Here is a 16978-nt window from a genome sequence, read left to right on the forward strand (position 1 = left end):
GACGACCTCAGGCCTCCGGGCGCACGACGCTCAGCTGTAGACGTGCGGGGCGAGGATCGCGACGTCCCGCAGGTTGCGGTAGCGCTCGGCGAAGTCGAGCCCGTAGCCGACGACGAACTGGTTCGGGATGTCGAACCCGAGGTACTTGACGTCGATCTCGACCTTCGCGGCATCCGGCTTGCGCAGCAGCGCGCAGATCTCGATCGAGGCGGCACCGCGCGAGGCGAGGTTGCCGGTCAGCCAGCTGAGCGTGAGGCCGGAGTCGATGATGTCCTCGACGATGAGCACGTCGCGGCCGGACAGATCGGAGTCGAGGTCCTTCAGGATCTTCACGACGCCGGAGGAGGTCGTGCCCGCGCCGTAGGAGGAGACCGCCATCCAGTCCATGTTCACGTGCGGCTTCAGCTCGCGTGCGAGGTCGGCCATGACCATGACCGCGCCCTTGAGGACGCCGACGAGCAGGAGGTCGCGACCCTCGTAGTCCGCCTCGATGCGACGGGCGAGCTCCGCGAGCTTGTCGCGGATCTGCTGCTCGGTCACGAGCACTTCCGTCAGGTCGGCCTCGATCTCGCGCGAATCCATCCCGAGCTCCTCCTGCGTGCGTCTGGGCGAACGGATGCCACGAGCCTACGCCGGGCGCTGGTGGTCGTGCGGCAGCACCGCGGTCGAGCCGGTCGTCGAGAGCACGACGTGCCCGCCGGCGCGGGTGGCGCGGATGCCCCGGGGCAGGTCGATCGGCCCCTGCCCGTGCCAGTCCGTGACCAGCCGGGCGACCTCGAGCGTCTGGGCGCGGCTCAGCGACACCCCGAACTCGCTGTCGACCACGTGCCGGATGATGCGCTGCCGGAGCGCCGCGGGGTTCGCGGCGAGCGCCGCCGCCGACATCGCGATGCCGGCCTCGGCGGGTTCGCAGATCTCCTCGATGAACTCGTCGATCTGGTCGGCGAACGCCTGCTCGTCCTCGCGGAGCTGCTCGGCGGTGCGGGCGAGCGCCTCGGCGACGCCGGGGCCGAGCTCGGCCTCGAGCACGGGGAGCACCTGTTGGCGCACGCGCACGCGCGCGTACGCGGAATCGACGTTGTGCGGGTCGTCCCACGGCGCGAGGCCCGCGTCGAGGCACGCCTGCCGCGTCGTGGCCCGCCGGATGCCGAGCAGCGGCCGGGCGTACCGCCCCGAACGGACGGCCATGCCGCCGAGGCTCGCCGACCCCGATCCGCGGGCGAGGCCGAGGAGGACCGTCTCGGCCTGGTCGTCGAGCGTATGGCCGAGCAGCACGACCTCGGCGCCGGTCGTGCGTGCGGCCGCCTCGAGCGCGGCGTACCGCGCGGCGCGCGCGGCTCCCTCGGGACCGGCGCCACCCGGTGCGGCGCCCGCGTCGACCCGCTCGACGAGCACGGGGCCCAGTCCGAGGTCGCGCGCGACGGATGCCGCGGCATCCGCCTGCTCGGCCGACCCCGGCTGCAGGCCGTGGTCGACGACGATCGCGCCGACGCGCCATCCGCCCCTCGGCCCCTCGAACGCCGCGGCCGCGGCGAGCGCGAGCGAATCGGGACCCCCCGAGAGCGCGACGAGCGCGAGCGGGCCGTCGTCGCGCGGCCCGAGCACGGACCGCACCGCGCGTCGCACGTCGGCGATCGGCGGCGTCAGGCGGGGACGGCGCTCCAAGGGCATCACGTAACCTTATTCCGTCGTCAGCGGCGCCCATCGGGCGCGCGGCGGCACCGGAGCCGTCACGGCCCGCGAGACCTTCGAGACTCCACCATCCGAAACGAGGAGAACCACATGGGCGAGTACGCCGCCGTCATCGAGATCCCCAAGGGGAGCCGCAACAAGTACGAGGTCGACCACGAGACCGGCCGGGTCTTCCTCGACCGCGTGCTCTACACGAACTTCGTGTACCCGACCGACTACGGCTTCTTCGAGAACACGCTCGGCGACGACGGCGACCCGCTCGACGTGCTCGTGCTCACGCAGTACCCGCTCTTCCCGGGCGTCGGCGTGAAGGTGCGCCCGGTGGGCGTCTTCCACATGACCGACGACGGCGGCGGCGACGCCAAGGTCATCGCGGTGCCCGCGGGCGACCCGCGCTGGGACCACATCCAGGACGTCGACGACGTGCCGGAGTACACCCGCAAGGAGATCGAGCACTTCTTCGAGCACTACAAGGACCTCGAGCCGGGCAAGTGGGTCAAGACCGAGGGCTGGGCGAACGCCGCCGACGCCGAGGGCCTGATCGCGAAGGCCATCGAGGCGTACCCGGGTCACTGAGCCCGAGCGGATGCCGCGGCATCCGCCTGCCCGCACCGAGGGGGCGAGCCCGACGGCTCGCCCCCTCGTCGCGTCTCCGCCCGGTGCGCCGGGAGTCAGCCGAGGTAGATGCCGCGCGCGGCCAGGAACGGGACCGGGTCGATGCGGCTCCAGCCGCTGTAGACCTCGAAGTGCAGGTGGCAGCCGGTCGACGCACCCGTGGTGCCGCTCGATGCGATGACCTGCCCCGAGTTCACCCGCTGCCCGTACCCCACGAACAGGCCGCCTGGGCGGATGTGGGCGTAGCCGGTCGAGATGCCGCCGCCGTGGTCGATCTTGATGAAGTTGCCGTAGCTGCCCGACCATCCGGCATAGACGACGGTGCCGGAGTTCGCCGCGTAGATCGGTGCGGAGCATCCCGTCGCGAGGTCGGTGGCGTAGTGGAACGAGTTCGAGCAGTAGCCGCCGCTGCAGATCACCTGGCGCGGGCCGTAGTTGCCGGAGATCCAGCCGTAGGCGGGCTTGGACCAGCCGGAGGACACCGTCTGGCCGCCGCCTCCGCCTCCGCCTCCGCCGCCGCCGCCCCCGCCGCCGGCTGCCGCCGCCGCTGCCGCCGCCGCTGCCGCCGCTGCGGCGGCTGCCGCTGCTGCCGCTGCTGCCGCGCGTCGCCGGCGCTCCTCCTCTTCCTTGCGCTTGCGCTCGCCCTCCTGGTAGGCCGCGGCCGTCTTGGCCTCCTTGTCCTTCAGGAACTTGAGCTGCTGGTCGAGCTCGATCTTCTTCTCCTCGGACTCGGCCAGCGCCCGCTCGGCCGCGGCCTGCGCCGCCTGCGCGGCCGCGAGCGCCTGCTCGGCGGCGACGCGCAGCTTCTCGCGCTCGGCGCGCGCCACCTCGGCTTGGTCGGCCAGGGACTGGGCGGTGTTGCCCGCCTCCTCGGCCTGCTCGTAGATGCCGGCCGTGCGCTCGACGAGCTTCTCCATCGATCCGAGCTTGGCGAGCAGCTCGTCGGTGCGGGCCGCGTCGCCCGCGTCGAACATCAGGTTCATGCCGAGGTCGGATCCGCCCGTGCGGTACAGCTGCGCCGCGAGCTGGCCGGCGTTCCGCTCGGCCTCCTCAGCCTCGGCCTTCGCCTCGTCGGCCTGCGCCTGGATCTCGTCGGCGCGCCGCACGGCGTCGTCGTACTCCTGCTGCGCCACGATGAGCTCGTCCGTCCGGCGCTGCGCCTCGGCGCGCGCCGCCTCGACGTTCGCCTCGAGGTCGGCGATCAGGCCGATGATCTCGTCGACGGCCTGCGCCGCGGCCTGCGTGTTCGCCTTGGCCTTCTGCACCTCCTCCCACGTGGGGTAGTCGGCTGCCGTTGCGGCGATCGGGTTCGCCACCACCCCGGCGGTCGCCGCGAGCGCGATGACGAGCGAGCCCGCGAGGGCGCGCATGCGCGACCCCCGGGTGACTCGGCGTCCTGCGATTCGCGACATGTTCCCCCTCCGCGCGGGCCGTGGGGCACGCGCTCGCATGCCTGACCTGCGGGCAGTGGCCTTGCCACACTAGGTTCGGAACGACCGCGGATCGGGCATTTCCGCCGCGCGTGGCGCGTCTTGCCCGCCCCGTTTTGGATTCTGGCCGAGGTATGCGTATGCTTTCTTCTCGGCGGTCGAGCCCCCGGGCACGACCTTCCGGCCCCATCGTTTAGCGGCCTAGGACACCGCCCTTTCACGGCGGCAGCACGGGTTCGAATCCCGTTGGGGTCACCCAGACGATGGGTTTACAATTGAACAGCTTCTTTACGAGGCCCTGTGGCGCAGTTGGTTAGCGTGCCGCCCTGTCACGGCGGAGGTCGCGGGTTCAAGTCCCGTCAGGGTCGCTCAGGCGACAGGCCCTTTCCCTTTCGAGAGAAGGGGCTTTCTCCTTATCATCGAGGTGTTTCGACACCCCGAGGCTCTGTAGCTCAGTTGGTAGAGCGTTCGACTGAAAATCGAAAGGTCACCGGATCGATGCCGGTCGGAGCCACAGAAGAAAACCCCCGGTCCGCCGGGGGTTTTCGCGTTTCCGGGTAAGGCTGGGGCGGTCGCATTCGTGCCCACTGCCCACAACGCATCGCCGCCTCACGTGATCGAGGCGATGAACCACAGACTGGGTTGGATCGGCCCGTCAATCGAACGGTCCCCAGATCGATGCCGATCGAAGCCAACGCAGAGAACCCCAAGCCTGCCGGGCTCCTCATTCTGGGCGATTGAGAGCGGCCGACCGGCACCGAAACGTGAGCCATCCGACGGGTTCCAGCGGTACCTCTCGGACCGAGATCGGGTCGTCAGCGAGGATCGTCCCGACCACCGCTGCTCTCATCGTGGTCTCGCGATGCGCGGACGCGATCACTGGCGATTCCTCCAACCCGCCGCTTCGGGCCGGACTTTCGCCGACTCAGCATCGGATGACCTGCGCCACCGAGACGGCCCTCAACCCATCGACTCCGAACTCCGTTCCATAGCCCGACTGCTTCACGCCGCCGAACGGCACTGCGGGGTGCAGCCCGCCATGGGCGTTGATCCATACCGTACCCGCGTCGATCCGGGCGGCGACGGACCGCGCGCGCTCGGGGTCGCCCGACCAGACCGATGCGCCGAGACCGGTTTCGAATGCGTTCGCCGACGCCACGGCCTCCTCGATGTCGTGGAACCGGACCACGGGCAGCGCCGGCCCGAACTGCTCCTCGTGCACGAGCGGCGCGTCGTCGCCGAGATCGGAGACGATCGTCGCCGGGTAGAAGTTGCCCGGTGCTGTGCGGTCGGGGTTCCCGCCGGCGGCGACGCGCGCGCCGCCCGACTTCGCCGATTCCACGAGCCGGTCCACGATCTCCCATTGGCGGCGGTTCTGCAGCGGCCCGAGCAGGCTCGACGGATCGGATGCGGGCCCCATCGGGGTGGTGCGGGCGAGTTCGGCGAGGGCCTCGACGAGGTCGTCGTGCACGGCATCGTGCGCGTACACGCGCTTGACGGCGGCGCAGGTCTGGCCGCTGTTCGTGAACGCACCCCAGAACAGGTCGGCGGCGATCGCTCGCGGATCCGCATCCGGCAGCACGATGGCGGGGTCGTTGCCGCCCAGCTCGAGCGTGAGCCGCGCGAGGTTGGCAGCGGATGCCTCCACGATCCTGCGTCCGGTCGCCGTCGAGCCCGTGAACATCACCTTCCCGACGCCCGGGTCGGCGACGAGGCGGGCGCCGACCGCACCGTCACCGACTACCGCGTGCAGGACGCCCGGGGGCAGCGCCTCGTTCATGACCGCGCAGAGCGCGAGCCCGGAGAGCGTCGTGTACTCCGACGGTTTGGCGATCACCGCGTTGCCCATGCGCAGCGCCGGGGCGATCTGCCAGGTCGCGATCATCATCGGCCAGTTCCACGGCGTGATCGCCGCGACGACCCCGACGGGTCGGTGGGCGACCGTGGCGAGATCGCCGGGCACGTCGCGAGTGCCGTCCGGCTCGGGAAGGTCGGCGGTCGCGCGGACCCAATCCACGCTCGCCGCGACCTCGAACCGGGCGTTGGGACCGTCGAGCGGCTTGCCCTGCTCGAGCGCGAGGATCGCAGCCAGCTCGTCCGCACGCCGCTCGACGGCGTCGGCCGCCGCATGCAGCGTCGCCGCGCGCTCATCCGACGTCGCCGCCGCCCAGCCCTCTTGCGCCCGGCGTGCCGCCGCGACCGCCGGAGCGACCGCGTCAGGCCCGTGGTCGGGGGCGACGGCGAACACGCGACCGGTCGCAGGATCCGGCACGGGCCGGCCGGTGCCGGACCGGTCGACCACGTCCTCGAGGAGGGCCGGGAACGTCATCGTGGTCATCGTCGCGGCTCCGGGTGCCAGGACTTCGCGATGATCGTCCATCCCGCGTCGAGTCGCACCAGCTGGAGCTCGTCGACGTACGTCGTGTCGGCATCGGCGTCCTGGACACGGACGATCGCGGTCGTCGGCGTGCCCACCGACGCCAGGAGGACGCGTGCGGCGCCCTCGCCCGGCGCGGTGCCCGCGACCGTCGACCGCCGGCCGGAGACCGCCGCGATGAACTCGTCGCGCGTGTGCACGACCAGTCGCCCGTCGAACGACGCGGTGAGCCGGCACTGCGGGTGCATCACGCGTTGCAGGCGTTCGGGGTCCGCCTGCTCGAATCCGGCCACGTACTCGTCGACGACCTCGAGGATGCGATGGTGGTCCTCGCCGTGCGGCGCGGACCCCGGCGGCGACCACTTCGCGGTGCTCATCGGAGCTCCCGGGTCGCCCAGTCGACGATCGCGCGGCCGATGCGGTGCGGGTCGTCCTCCGGGGTCCAGTGGGTGCCCGTGACACCGACCTCGGTGAGCGCCGCGAACCCGGCGATCGTGTCGGCGCGACGCCCGTTGCAGAGCGCGCCCGGGATGCCGCGGTAGTGCAGCTTGGGCACGGGTGACGACCTCATCCACTCGGCCTGCGCCTCCAGTGCCACGCGCGTCGGGGTGTCGGCGTTGCCGAGCGGAACCGAGCGCGGCCACTCGAGCGTGGGACGCCGCCCCTCGCCGGGCTCGGCGTACGGGCGCTCGATCTCCGCGAGCTCGGCCTCGGAGATCGGGCGGATCACCGCCCGCTGGACGTTGTTCAGGAAACGGTTCTCGTCGAGCACGGCGCGCTCCCCCTCCGGGGTGAGCAGGAACTGGAACTCGGGCAGGATCGGCGCCGGCCAGTCGGTCCATTCGAACGGCGGCAGGATCGCCTCGCCGAACACGATGCCCCGCACGCGCGAGGCGTTGCGCATCGCCCAGTCGATCGCGAGGTTCGACCCCCAGTCGTGGCCGACGAGCACGATCTCGTCGCCGAGGTCGAGCGCCTCGAGGAGCCCGTCGAGATACCGCGCGTGCTCCGCGAACGAGTAGCGCCCGGGCCCCGAGTCCGGCAGCTTGTCGGAGTCGCCGGCACCGATCAGGTCGACCGCGACCACCCTGCCGAGCGTGCAGACATGCGGCATCACGTTCCGCCAGAGGTACGACGACATGATGTCGCCGTGCACGAACACGAACGCGGGCCCCTCGCCCTCGTCGATCACCGCCATCTCGCGGTCGTGCGACCGCACGCGGCGCTTCGACGCGTAGGGCTCCGCCGAGAGCGGTTCGCGCGCCCCGACGTCGATGTGCTCGGGCTTACCTGGCGTCAGCCAGCGCAGGCGGTCGTCGAGGCCCTCGGCGGCGAAGGCGGCGGCGATCTCGCGCTCACCCTCGGTGAAGTGCTCCCAGGAGGTGAAGTGGATCGGCACCACGACGTCGGCTGCGAGGAACCCGGAGAACCGCGCGGCCTGCGCGCCATCCATGGTGATGAGCCGGTCGCCCAGCGCCTCGATCCTGGCGGCGCCCAGATGCAGCACCGCGACCCCGATCGGGAAGCGTTGGCCGATCACGTCGAGCGACGCGTCGTAGACGGTGTCGCCGCTCACGTAGAGCGCCTGGTCCTCGTCCGGCGACTCGATGACGAACCCGATCACGTCGGCGCCGCTCTCGCCGTGGTCGGCGGGCGTCGCAGTGATCGTAACGGTGCGTCCGCGCACCACGAGCTCGGTGCGCTCCCAGGGCGCCAGGCCGACGGCCTCGGCTCCGAGGCGCGCCGCGGCCGCGGCCGTGGTGACCGTGGGGCGCCCGGGCAGGAGCGTCCGACCCGTCGCATCGAGGTTGTCGACGTGCTCGTCGTGGCTGAGCAGCACCACGTCGATGTCGGGCAACTCGTCGACCGTGAGCGCGGGGCCCTCGGTCGACCGGAGGGTGACCGGGCCGAGCGCGTACTCCGTGGGCGGGTCGAGGACGGGGTCGGTGATGAAGCGGATGCCGCCGAACTCGATGATCACCGTGGCGGTTCCGACGTGCGTGAGCGTCGTCTGCATGGGGGTACTTCCTGTCAGGTGGTGATGGGGGTTGAGGGGGCCGGTCAGGTGCGCAGCGCGAGGATCGCATCCATCGCGGCGGCGCCGGGGCCCTGCGGGCGGTACCAGCCGCGCACGAGCGCGCGCGCCGCCGCCTGTGCCCGGCCGAGCCCGAGCTTGCGCCGCAGATGGGCGACGTGCGAGTGGACGGTCCGCACGCTCAGAGTGAGCGCGCGGGCGATCTCGGCATCGGAGTCGCGCGCGATGAGCTGGGTGAGCACGTCGAGTTCGGCCGGGGTGAGGCCGTTGGGGAGCTCCGTCGGATGGGCCCGGATCCGCACGCCCGGCAGGCCCTGCGTGCCCGTCGACGGCACGACCTCGACGAACCACCACCCCGATTCCGAACGCCACAGGAACGGCAGGCGATCCGTGCCGTGGCGCTCGATGAGCGTGACGATCGCATCGAGGTCGGGGTCGGCGCGGAGGTTCATCCCACCGGCACCAGTTCGTCGGGCACGCCCTGAAACACCATGGGCACCCGGAAGCGGTCGACGGCGAAGGCCCCGACCGACGTGTGCAGGGGCGACGTGCTGGCGGGCCACGGCCCGCCGTGCTGCATCGACCGGATGACCTGCACGCCCGTCGGCCAGCCGTTCCACACGATGCGGCCGGCGAGTCGGGCGGCCGTCGCGACGAGGCGCCGCGCGAGCGGGCCATCCTCCGGCTCCGCGTGGATCGTCGCGGTCAGGGCGCCGTCGACGGACGCCAGCGCGTCCACCGTCTCCTCGTCGTCGGCGACCGTCACGAGCAGCGACGCTGGACCGAAGATCTCGTCCGCGAGCGCGGGCGTGGCGCGGAACGTCGCAAGGTCGGTCTGGAGGACTGTGCCGGCACTGCCGGGCTCGCTGACGAGCTCGGTCACCGCGGCGGCCGTGCCGAGCCGTTCCGCGAAGCGCTCGGCGATCGAGGGGCTGAGCATCGGGCGCGACGCGCGACCCCGGAGCGCGGCGCGGAGGTCGGGCTCGAGCCCGTGCCCTTCCGGAAGGAAGACCACGCCGGGCTTCGTGCACAACTGGCCCATGCCGAGCAGGAAGGAGTCGATGAACCCGCTCACGATCTCATTCCGTCGCGCCCGGAGCGCAGCGCGGGTGATGACGACCGGGTTGATGCTCCCGAGCTCGGCGTAGAAGGGGATCGGATCCGGCCGGGCGGCAGCGGCATCGAACAGGGCACGGCCGCCCACCTGCGAACCCGTGAACGCCCCGGCGCGGATGGCCGGGTCGACGACCAGGCGCACGCCGGCGTCGAAACCCCGGACCATCGCGAACGTCCCCTCCGGCGCGCCGGCCTCCGTCAGCGCGTCGCCGATCAGCTCCGCCGTCGTCGCCGAGGTGACCGGATGGCCCGGGTGGGCCTTGAGCACGATCGGGCATCCGGCCGCGAGCGCCGACGCCGTGTCGGTGCCGGCCACGGAGAAGGCGAACGGGAAGTTCCCCGCGGCGTAGACCGCGACCGGCCCGATCGGACGGGTCCGTCGACGGAAGCCCTCCTCCAGGAACTCGTCGCCCGCCGCACGCACGCCCTCGGCACCGAGGAAGCGGAGTTGGCGGATCGTGCGATCCAGCTCGACGTCGAGCCGCTGCTCGGGGAGCCTCGTCTCGATGGACGCGATCCGCCGGAGGTCCGCGCGCGCCTCCTCGATCCGGTCGGCGATGCGCTCGAGCCAGTCCCGGCGGACCTCCGCGCCCGCGTCGGCGACGGCGGTCGCGGCGAGCGCGGCGCGTCCGGTGGCGGCGGCGAGCTCGTCCGGGCCGGTGTCCTCGACGCCGAACCTGGGCCGCAGCAGGGGTGCGGTCAGCTCGGTCATGCCGTCGTTCCCGTCGCTGCCACCGCGTCGGCCGCCGCACTCGACGCGGCGGTGACCACCACGACCTCGTCGCGGCCGATCGTGAGTTCGCCGCCGTCCAGCGGCACCGGTGCACGTCCCATCCGGTGCACAGTCAGGGCCTCGCCCCGGTCGGCACGGCGCCCGATCCGCACCGTGCGCGGCTCGAGCTCGAAGTGGTTCAGCACGAGCGCCTCGCCTCGGCCGTCCCAGGAGCGGTGGGCCGAGGCGAGGACGTCCGGCCCGTCGACGGCCCAGTCCCATGGGTCGACGAGCGAGCTCTCCCAGATCCAGCCGCGGAGACCGCGACGGAACTCGAGGGCGCGCCTGACATAGTCCGACGTCAGCGGGACGTCGGTGGCGGACCCGTGCATCCAGGCGGGTTCGAGCGAGATGATGTGCCCGAACCGCAACGAGTTGTTCACGAGCCCGTAGTCGTGCGGCCCGGTGACGGCGCACGTCTGCCGGTGCTCGGGGAACGCCGCCGCGAACGTGGGGAAGTGCGTCGCCGAGAAGTACCTGGCGTACGAGGCGTTGGCGAACCGCGGCGTCCGGTCCCAGTGCGACTCCGCGGCGAGGCAGAAGTCGTCGCGCTCGCGGCGCCCCTCGGCGAGCAGCTCCGCCATCGCCGCCTGCAGGCCGGTGCCGAGCGTGGTGGCGATCGTGCCGGGGGCGTCCGGGTTGTAGTCCATCCCGAAGAACCCGCCGCCGAGCACCTTGTCGAGCTGGATGCCGGCCGCGTGCCGGTCGAGGATCCCGCGCATCTGGTCCATCCACCGGGCCCGGAACGCGTCGTGCGCGGGGTTCATCCACGCCATCCGGTACCCGGAGAGCTGCTCGACGCCGGTCGTGGTGTTGTAGTCCCATCCGACGGTGTCGTAGTGGTTGCCGTGCGGGTCGGTGATCGCGTATCGGCGCAGTTCGCCCCAGGCATCCGTCTCGATGTTCGCGACCTGCAGGTTGCCGAAGACGAGCACCTTGACGCCGAGCTCCTCGCAGGCGCGTAGCGCCGCGGTGAACTCCTCGCTGGTGCCGAGCCGCGGATCGGACGAGTAGTCGGGATAGTTGCGGTCGAGGCCGCCCCGGTGCCATCCGCAGATCTGGATGACGTTGATGCCCGCGCTCCTGGCTTCCTCGGCGAGGCGTGGCAGGTCGGAGTAGCGGAAGCCGATCTCGCCGTCGGGGTAGCTGATGATCGTGGACTGCCAGGCGTCCTCCTCCGCGAGCCAGCTGCGCGGCGACACCTCGAAGTGCTCGTCCCACCACCGCCGGAAGATGCGCGCGCCCTGCCACCACGTGCCCTGGTGGAAGCGGAGGGCGACCGGGGCCGAACTCCACTCGCCGCCCGTCTCCAGGAAGGGGAACGACGACCACGCCGCCATGAGCCCGAGCGGCGTGTCGTCGCCGAGCACCTCGGGATCGGGCCAGACCTGGAGGTCGCCCCGGTACACGGGCCCGGGGAAGAGCTGGAGCTGGAACACGGCGTGGGCGCCATCCGGATCGTGGATGCCGACGTAGAGGCCGCGCCGGTCCTCCTCCGAGTACAGGTCGACCCACGGCATGCCGGACTTCGTGTGGTATGGCAGCACCCAGACCGGGTTGCGGGGGCCGAGGTAGGTCCCGGGGAACTGGGAGAAGACCTCGAACTCGTCCCCCGCACCCAGGGGTCCGGGATGGTGCAGCCGCCACTCGTGCTCGCCGGGCCGGCCGAGCCCGCCGAGGGCCGGGGACACGACCTCCTCGACCTGGAACGGGCTGCCGTTGCGGACGGTGGTGACGACGTCGACCCCGCCGCCTGCCAGCCGCCAGCGCTGGGTGACGTCGATGTGGAGGTCGCCGGCGACCTCGCTTCGGACGCCGCGCCACGTCAATCGGACCTCGTCGGCGCCGACGTCGACGGATGAGAGCCGCTGCCCGCTGCCGCGCACGTAGTGATGCCGGAGGTCGGGCATCGGCACGAGCAGCCGCCAGTTCTCCGCGAGCCTCGGCTCGGCGACGAGCGAGGTCCGCGCGATCGGGTCCTCGAGGGTGAGCAGGGCGCCCGTGGCGCCGTCGAACGCCAGTGCGACGTGCGCGTCGCCGAGGCGGATCGGTTCGGTCATGGCAGTGCGACTCCCTCGTACCGTCGGCCGGTCGCGGCGCGGTCCTCGAATCGCGCTCGCGCCTCGGGGTCGATGCGCGTGGACGCGCCCGGTGTGGTCGGGAGCCGGAGCGTGCCCCGGTGCACGTCGATGCGCTCGGCGAACAGCTCGAGGCCCCACGGGAGGTACTCGATCATCGCCTCGCGCGCCGATCCCACGCCCGCGACCAGGTGCTGGTGGACCTGCATCATGTCGCCGGCGTGCGGGACGACCCAACGCGACGCCTCCTGGGCGGCGTGGGCCACGCGGAGCCACTCGGTGATCCCGGCGACGCGGGTCACGTCGACCTGGACCACGTCGACCGCGTCGGCGTCGAGGAACGTCGCGAAGCTCTCGGCCGAGTAGACGCTCTCGCCCAGCGCGATCGGCAGGGCGCCGTCGCGCGCGAGCCGGGCGTGGCCCTGCACGTCGTCGGGGTGGAGCGGCTCCTCGAGCCAGCCGATCCCGAGGTCCGCGAGCGGGCGGAGGGCGCGCAGCGCGGTCACCCGGTCCCACCGCTGGTTCACGTCGACCATGAGCTCGACGTGGGCGGGGAGGGCCTCGCGGACGGCCGTGACCCGCGCGAGATCTGCGCGCAACGAGGGTCCGCCGACCTTCATCTTCACCTTCGACCAGCCGGCCTCGACCATGCCCTGCATGTCGTCGATGAGCTCCTCGACGGTGAAGTTCAGCCAGCCCCCGTCGGTGTTGTAGGTCTCGAGCTCCGCATGGCGCCCGCCCAGCAGCTGCCAGAGCGGCATGCCGGCACGCTGCGCCGCCAGGTCCCACAGTGCGATGTCGACCATCGACTGCGCCATGTGCGCGACCCCGGCGCGGCCGACCCAGTGCAGGGGCGACCAGTACGCGTCCTGCCAGATCGCGCCGATCATGGCGGCGTCCGCGCCCTGGAGCCGGGGGGCGAGGTACTCGTGGATCGCCCGCAGCACGAGGTCGTCGCCCGTCCAGAGACCCGAGTAGCCGGTGCCGACGAGTCCGTCGGCGGTCGTGATCTCGACCACTGGGACCACCCAGTGCGTGCGGTCGTAGATCGAGTCGGAGAGCGGGCGTCGCAGCGGCGGACGCAGCACGTACGTCTCGATCCGCTCGATGCGGCTGGCGGGGTCGGTCGAGACCGGCGTCGACGCGGTCTCGAGTTCGTCGGCGATCATGCGCCGGCCGCCCCGTAGACGATGAGCTGCACGATCTCCTCGACGGTGCTCTCGCTCCTCCGTCGCACGCCGGCGAGGCGTCCGAGGTGGAGCACGGCGAAGCGGTCCGCGAAGTCCCACACCTGCTGCAGGTTGTGGCTGATGATGATGACGGCGCATCCGCTGTCGCGGAGCTCGTGCGCGAGCGCCATCACCTTCGCCGACTCGCTCACGCCGAGGGCCGCGGTGGGCTCGTCCATGATGATGAGCTCGGCGCCCGAGACCACGGTGCGCGCCACGGCGACGGCCTGGCGCTGGCCGCCCGACATCACGCCGACCGGAACCCCGCTGGCTGGAAGGTGGCCGAGCTTCAACTGCTCGAGCACCCGTCGACTCTCGGCCACGTTGCGCTTGACGTCGATGAACGGGCCCCGGGTGTACTCGCGCCCGAGGAAGAGGTTCGCCGCGACGTCCCTCGTGTCCACGAGCGCGAGGTCCTGGTACACCGTCGCGATGCCGGCCGCCTTCGCGTCGGCGGGCGACTGGAAGCGCTGCGGGACGCCGCGCATCCGGATCTCGCCCGAGTCGGTGGCGTAGAGGCCGCTGAGGATCTTGATCAGCGTGGACTTGCCGGCGCCATTGTCGCCGAGCAGTGCGAGCACCTCGCCCGGGGCGATGTCGAGGCTCACGTCGGTGAGCGCCTGGATGTGCCCGAAGGCCTTCGAGATGCCGCGCACCGAGAGGAGCGACTCGAGGGCGGGTGCCTGGTCGGTGGTCATCGTGAACGCCTCTTCCGTCGGATCGCCTCCATGACGACGGCGAGCACGAGCACGGCGCCGTTCAGGAGCTGCTGGTAGTAGGACTGCACGCCGAGGAGCACGAGGCCGTTGGCGAGCACGCCGATGATCAGGACACCGATGAGGGTGCGCTGCACGGAGCCCGTGCCTCCGCCGAGGCCGATGCCGCTCAGCAGCACGGCCCCGAGGACCGTGAACATGTCGGCGGCACCGTAGCTCGGGTCGCCCGCGCCGGTCCGGCCGAGCACGATCACCCCGGCGAGCACGGCGAGGCCCGAGCTGATCAGCAGCACCGTGAAGTAGATGCGCTTGACCGGGATGCCCGCACGGAGCGCCGCCGAGCTGTTGCCGCCCACGGCGTAGATGTGGGCGCCGAGCTTGGTCTTCGACAGGAGGATCCAGCCGGCGACGTAGACGGCGATGGCGATGAGCATCGGCACGGGCAGGCCGAGGATCCGGGCGTTGACCCAACTGAACACGGTCGGGTCCGGGAGGGGGACGACCTGGCCGCTCGCGACCAGGTAGGCCCCTCCCGTGACCGCCGTGCCGACGGCGAGGGTGCTGATGATGCTGGAGATGTTGAGGTGCACGATCAGCACACCGTTCAGCACGCCGACGAGGAGACCCGCCACCACCGCAGCCAGCACGGCGACCGCGACCGGCACGCCGGCACTGGTCAGAACGGCGATCAGCACCGCGGTGATCGCGATGACCGACCCGAACGAGATGTCGAGTTGGCCCGCGATGAGGGCGATCGTGACGCCCGCGGCCAGGATCCCGGTCTGCGCCACCGCCTGTCCGATGTTCAGCAGGTTGCCGACCGTGAGGAAGTACGGCGACGCGACGCTGAACACGAGGACGAGGGCGGCGAGGGCGATGTAGATCCCGACATCGAGGATCCGGTCGACCGGGTCGGCCTTCGGCTTCGGCGGCGGCGAGGCCGGCGGGGTGCCGGGCTGGGCGACGATGGTGGCGGTCATCTCAGTCCTCCGGGTAGAGCTCGTCGACGTTGTCGCGAGTGATGACGCGTTCGGGCGCCGGGATCACGAATTCCTCGTCGAGCGCAAGCGCGAGGGCGGCCTCCACCCAGCGCCATCCGGCGCCCCACGGGTTCAGGTCGACCTCGCCCAGGATGATGCCGTCGTCGCTCTTGAACGCCGCGCGACCCACCTCGTCGGCGCCGATCGTGACGATGCGGACGTCGTCCTGACGACCGGCGGCCTGGACGGCCTGCAAGGCGCCGACGCCGGCCTGGTCGTTCATCGCGACGACGGCGATCGCCTGCTCGGGGTGCGCGGTGAGGAAGTCGGCCATGACCCGCACGCCGTCGGCCACGGTCGCGGACTTGCCGAGGTCGGGGAATTCCGCGGAGTCGGGCTCGACGCCGCCGGCCTCGAAGCCCTCGAGTCCGCTCTCGACCCGTTCCATCGTGGTGGGGATCGCGGCCTGGCCGAGGCCGACGAAGACGACCTCCTGGTCGGCCCACTCGTCGTCGACGAGCGGCGCGACGCCTTCGGCGAGGACGGACCCGGCGAGCATGCCGGTCTCGCGCTCCGGGGTGCCGATGAAGCCATCGGCACCCTCGATGGGGATGCCGCTCGCGAGGAGCTTCACCCCGTCGGCGCGCGTGCGGTCGACGAGTCCGGCACCGGACGGCGTCAGGATCCCGACCACCTCGGGCTGGAAGACGGAGATCGTGTCGTACTTGTTGACCGCGTCGGCGAAGTTGAAGTTGCCGAGGTCTGCCTCGTGGATGTCGACGCCGTAGAACTCGGCGGCGGCCTTGTACCCGTCGCTCATCGACTTGAAGAACGGCGTTCCGAGCGATGGGTTGATGTACGCCAGGTTGAGGTCCTCGGGCAGGGACTTCGGGACCGAGAACACGGAGGTCACGTCGTGGATGCCGGTGGCGGTCGTGACGTCGTCCTGGGTGTACCGGTCACCGGAACCGCCCGCTGCGGGGGGTTCGGCAGAGCTGTTCGCGGCGGTCGCGCATCCGGCCAGCAGCAGCACCGTCGCTGAGACGGCCAGTGCGGACGACAGCCCGGAGAAGTGCTTCATCGTTGAGCCTCCTGGTGAGGGGGAGTCGGGGTACTAGAAGGAATATCATGCATGATCTGACGTAGTCAATAGCCAATTTCGGCCTAATCGTTGTAATTTCACCCAAGAAGATGCATGATCAGTCTCATGAGCACCCTCACCACGGGCCGCCCCTCCCGACCGTCCCGCGTGGACGAAGCGTTCGACTTCATCGCCGAGCGGATCTTCGCGCAGGACGTCCGACCGGGCGACTTCCTGCGCATCGACGCCATAGCCGGCGAGCTCGACATGAGTATCACGCCGGTGCGCGAGGCGCTGAACCGCATCGCGGCGGTGGGGCTCGCGCAGGCGGACGCGAACCGCGGCTACCGGGTCGCCCCCCTGCTCGACACCTCGGCATTCCACCGACTCTTCTCGGCCCGGCACGCGATCGAGATGGCGGCGGCTCGAGGAACCGACGACCAGCCGAACCGGTGGGTGCGCGACCTCGACCGGGCCGACGTCGATCGGCTGGGCGAACTCGTAGACCGCATGGGCACCATCGAGCACGACAGCTCGTACCAGCAGTACTCCGAGTACAGCCGACTCGACGGGCTCCTGCACCGCGAGTTCATGCGGCTCTCCGGCAACGAGTTCCTGCTCACGGCATGGCAGAGCCTGCACTTCCACATGCACGTCAGCCGCCTCTACACGGGCGTCGGCGTGATCGACTTCGACGAGGCGCAGGCCGAGCACCACGCACTCGTCGATGCGCTGCGCGAGCGGGACGGCGAGCTGTTCGTCTTCCTCTGCGACAAGCACATCCGCCGTGCCGAGCAACGCCTCTCGCACCTGCTTCCCAGCCTTCGGGACTCCGCAGCGGAGTGAGGGCCGACGCG

15 protein-coding genes and 3 tRNA genes are annotated in these 16978 nt (G+C 71.4%); 5 read left to right on the forward strand and 13 right to left on the reverse strand.

Annotated elements, in window-relative coordinates:
* Positions 1-30: 30 nt before the first annotated feature.
* Both hpt and tilS read right to left on the reverse strand, forming a co-directional pair.
* The gene (gene hpt, locus GJR97_RS11660; protein ID WP_154346595.1) at positions 31-582 is read right to left on the reverse strand and encodes a hypoxanthine phosphoribosyltransferase; all 552 of its coding nucleotides are present in this window, start codon (positions 580-582) and stop codon (positions 31-33) included.
* Between the two features lie 45 nt (positions 583-627).
* Positions 628-1671, reverse strand: coding sequence for a tRNA lysidine(34) synthetase TilS (tilS, locus tag GJR97_RS18795; RefSeq protein WP_154346596.1), 1044 nt, complete (start codon positions 1669-1671; stop codon positions 628-630).
* Positions 1672-1761: 90 nt separating this feature from the next.
* Between tilS and ppa the strand changes: the two genes are divergently transcribed.
* Positions 1762-2268 carry an inorganic diphosphatase gene (gene ppa, locus GJR97_RS18800; protein ID WP_324613462.1) on the forward strand — a complete coding sequence of 169 codons (507 nt, stop codon included), beginning with the start codon at positions 1762-1764 and terminating at the stop codon, positions 2266-2268.
* 95 nt (positions 2269-2363) lie between these two features.
* On the opposite strand, the gene GJR97_RS11675 is transcribed toward ppa, so the two are convergent.
* Complete coding sequence (locus GJR97_RS11675) at positions 2364-3719, reverse strand: M23 family metallopeptidase (protein WP_229276227.1); 1356 nt, start codon at positions 3717-3719, stop codon at positions 2364-2366.
* A gap of 200 nt (positions 3720-3919) precedes the next feature.
* On the opposite strand from GJR97_RS11675, the gene GJR97_RS11680 reads away from it, so the two are divergent.
* The 3 genes from GJR97_RS11680 (at position 3920) to GJR97_RS11690 (ending at position 4251) form a co-directional block, all read left to right on the forward strand.
* Positions 3920-3992 (forward strand) — tRNA-Glu (locus GJR97_RS11680).
* 39 nt (positions 3993-4031) lie between these two features.
* A tRNA-Asp gene (locus tag GJR97_RS11685) sits at positions 4032-4105 on the forward strand.
* Between the two features lie 73 nt (positions 4106-4178).
* Positions 4179-4251, forward strand: a tRNA-Phe gene (locus GJR97_RS11690).
* A gap of 411 nt (positions 4252-4662) precedes the next feature.
* Here the strand turns inward: GJR97_RS11690 and GJR97_RS11695 are convergent.
* From GJR97_RS11695 to GJR97_RS11735, 10 genes are read right to left on the reverse strand one after another with little or no spacing between them, the layout of a single operon-like run.
* On the reverse strand, positions 4663-6075 hold the full coding sequence (locus GJR97_RS11695) for an aldehyde dehydrogenase family protein (protein WP_229276228.1): 1413 nt from the start codon (positions 6073-6075) through the stop codon (positions 4663-4665).
* Complete coding sequence (locus GJR97_RS11700; RefSeq protein WP_154346599.1) at positions 6072-6491, reverse strand: nuclear transport factor 2 family protein; 420 nt, start codon at positions 6489-6491, stop codon at positions 6072-6074. The genes GJR97_RS11695 and GJR97_RS11700 overlap by 4 nt, the downstream gene beginning before the upstream one ends.
* Entirely contained in the window at positions 6488-8131 is a 1644-nt protein-coding gene (locus GJR97_RS11705) for a haloalkane dehalogenase (RefSeq protein ID WP_154346600.1), read from the reverse strand. Before GJR97_RS11705 ends, GJR97_RS11700 begins: the two co-directional genes overlap by 4 nt.
* Before the next feature lie 44 nt (positions 8132-8175).
* Positions 8176-8601, reverse strand: coding sequence for a response regulator transcription factor (locus GJR97_RS11710; RefSeq protein ID WP_154346601.1), 426 nt, complete (start codon positions 8599-8601; stop codon positions 8176-8178).
* Positions 8598-9977, reverse strand: a complete 1380-nt coding sequence (locus GJR97_RS17890; RefSeq protein ID WP_195760680.1) for an aldehyde dehydrogenase family protein — start codon at positions 9975-9977, stop codon at positions 8598-8600. Before GJR97_RS17890 ends, GJR97_RS11710 begins: the two co-directional genes overlap by 4 nt.
* Positions 9974-12097 (reverse strand): DUF6259 domain-containing protein, encoded by a 2124-nt coding sequence (locus GJR97_RS17895; protein WP_195760681.1) that lies wholly within the window; start codon positions 12095-12097, stop codon positions 9974-9976. The genes GJR97_RS17890 and GJR97_RS17895 overlap by 4 nt, the downstream gene beginning before the upstream one ends.
* On the reverse strand, positions 12094-13284 hold the full coding sequence (locus tag GJR97_RS11720; protein ID WP_154346602.1) for a mandelate racemase/muconate lactonizing enzyme family protein: 1191 nt from the start codon (positions 13282-13284) through the stop codon (positions 12094-12096). Before GJR97_RS11720 ends, GJR97_RS17895 begins: the two co-directional genes overlap by 4 nt.
* Positions 13281-14042, reverse strand: coding sequence for an ATP-binding cassette domain-containing protein (locus GJR97_RS11725; protein ID WP_154346603.1), 762 nt, complete (start codon positions 14040-14042; stop codon positions 13281-13283). The genes GJR97_RS11720 and GJR97_RS11725 overlap by 4 nt, the downstream gene beginning before the upstream one ends.
* Positions 14039-15040: an ABC transporter permease gene (locus GJR97_RS11730; protein WP_154346604.1), complete on the reverse strand. Its 1002-nt coding sequence runs from the start codon at positions 15038-15040 to the stop codon at positions 14039-14041. The genes GJR97_RS11725 and GJR97_RS11730 overlap by 4 nt, the downstream gene beginning before the upstream one ends.
* Position 15041: 1 nt before the next feature.
* Positions 15042-16121 carry a sugar ABC transporter substrate-binding protein gene (locus GJR97_RS11735; RefSeq protein ID WP_154346606.1) on the reverse strand — a complete coding sequence of 360 codons (1080 nt, stop codon included), beginning with the start codon at positions 16119-16121 and terminating at the stop codon, positions 15042-15044.
* Positions 16122-16247: 126 nt separating this feature from the next.
* Between GJR97_RS11735 and GJR97_RS11740 the strand changes: the two genes are divergently transcribed.
* Positions 16248-16967, forward strand: coding sequence for a GntR family transcriptional regulator (locus GJR97_RS11740; protein ID WP_195760682.1), 720 nt, complete (start codon positions 16248-16250; stop codon positions 16965-16967).
* Positions 16968-16978: the final 11 nt, after the last annotated feature.

Source organism: Agromyces kandeliae (assembly GCF_009674665.1).
Lineage (GTDB): Bacteria > Actinomycetota > Actinomycetes > Actinomycetales > Microbacteriaceae > Agromyces > Agromyces kandeliae.